The organism is Halobellus inordinatus (assembly GCF_024464655.1).
In the GTDB taxonomy this organism is placed as follows: domain Archaea; phylum Halobacteriota; class Halobacteria; order Halobacteriales; family Haloferacaceae; genus Haloquadratum; species Haloquadratum inordinatus.
The window spans coordinates 1-1,513 of sequence record NZ_JANHAV010000021.1 but is presented as its reverse complement, the minus strand read 5'-3'; the positions used below and the strand labels follow the sequence as shown (position 1 = coordinate 1,513).

At 56.4% G+C, this 1,513-nt stretch carries 1 protein-coding gene; it reads left to right on the top strand.

Annotation, left to right across the window (positions count from 1 at the left end; genetic code table 11):
• Positions 1-206: 206 nt before the first annotated feature.
• Positions 207-1,463, top strand: a complete 1,257-nt coding sequence (locus tag NO347_RS17160) for an RNA-guided endonuclease InsQ/TnpB family protein (RefSeq protein ID WP_256290927.1) — start codon at positions 207-209, stop codon at positions 1,461-1,463.
• The last annotated feature ends 50 nt before the right edge of the window (positions 1,464-1,513 follow it).

The following is a 1,513-nucleotide window of genomic DNA, read 5'->3' as shown; positions in this document are numbered from 1 at the left end:
GTTATAGAGATTCGAGGCGCATACCCCCGCCTTCCCGTGAGGGACGAGCGTTCCGACACCTGTTGTCGGAACCGAGGACTGAACAGGCGGGGGATGAAGCCGACACGGTGAGCAACAGACAACCGAGTGACTGCCCGGCAGGATATTCCACGGTTAAACGACACTATTAACACTATTCTGCTCATAACTGGTTATGAAGCAGGACGATGCTGGAGACGACCCGCACCTACGTCGCCAAAATCACGAACCACCAGCAGGTTCGTGACGACCTCGATGCGTGCGGGTTTGCAGCATCGAAACTGTGGAACATCGGACGCTACTACATCCAAGGTCGGTGGGACGACGACAGTGAGATTCCTGACGAGAAGGAATTGAAATCAGAGTTGAAAGACCACGAACGCTACAGTGACTTACATTCGCAGTCAAGTCAGCGAGTTCTCGAAGAACTTGCTGAGGCGTTCACGGGTTGGTACAACTCCGACGACGGCAACAACCCGCCGGGCTACCGGAAACGTGGCGACCGACACCCACGCTCGACTGTGACGTGGAAACAGAAAGGCATCAAACACGACGACAAACACGGGCAGGTTCGCCTCTCGAAAGGCTGGAACCTGAAAGACGGGCGCTCAGACTTCATCCTCGCGGAATACGAGACGCGACCGGACGTGACTGTTGAGAACATCCAGCAGGTCCGGGCAGTCTGGAATGGCGACCGATGGGAAGTACATCTCGTCTGTGAGAAAGCAATTCCCGTCGAAGACGCGCCCGGCGACGACACTGCCGGAATCGACCTCGGTATCAGCAACTACCTCGCTATCGACTACGAGGACGGTCCAAGCGAGTTGTACCCCGGCAACCGGCTGAAACAGGACAAGCACTATTTCACCCGTGAAGAATACCAGACTGAGGGTGAGAACGGCCCATCAAAGCGGGCGCGTCGTGCCCGCCGGAAACTCTCGCGCCGGAATGACCACTTCTTGCATACGCTCTCGAAACACATCGTTGAACGATGTATCGAGGAAGAAATCGGCACGATAGCCGTGGGCGACCTGAGCGATATTCGAGAGAACGACGACGGCGACTCACGAGACTGGGGCCCGCGTGGAAACAAGAAGCTTCACGGGTGGGAGTTCGACCGCTTCACGCGCCTGCTGGAATACAAAGCCGAAGCACATGGGATACTGGTTGACCGTGTGGACGAGGAAAACACCTCGAAAACCTGCTCCTGTTGTGGACAGATTCGAGACGCTAACCGCGTCGAGCGTGGCCTGTATGTCTGTAACTCGTGTGCAACGACGATGAACGCAGACGTGAACGGAGCGGTGAATATCCGCCGAAAGATAACTCAAACTCCCCCAACCGGGGATATGAGTAACGGCTGCTTGGCACAGCCCGGAGTCTACCTGTTCGATACAACTACGGGTGCGTTCCACCCACAAGAGCAGGCAGACTGCAAACCCTAATATCCCAACGCTCGGGATTCACCCCGCCTTCAGGCGGGTGAGGATGTCAA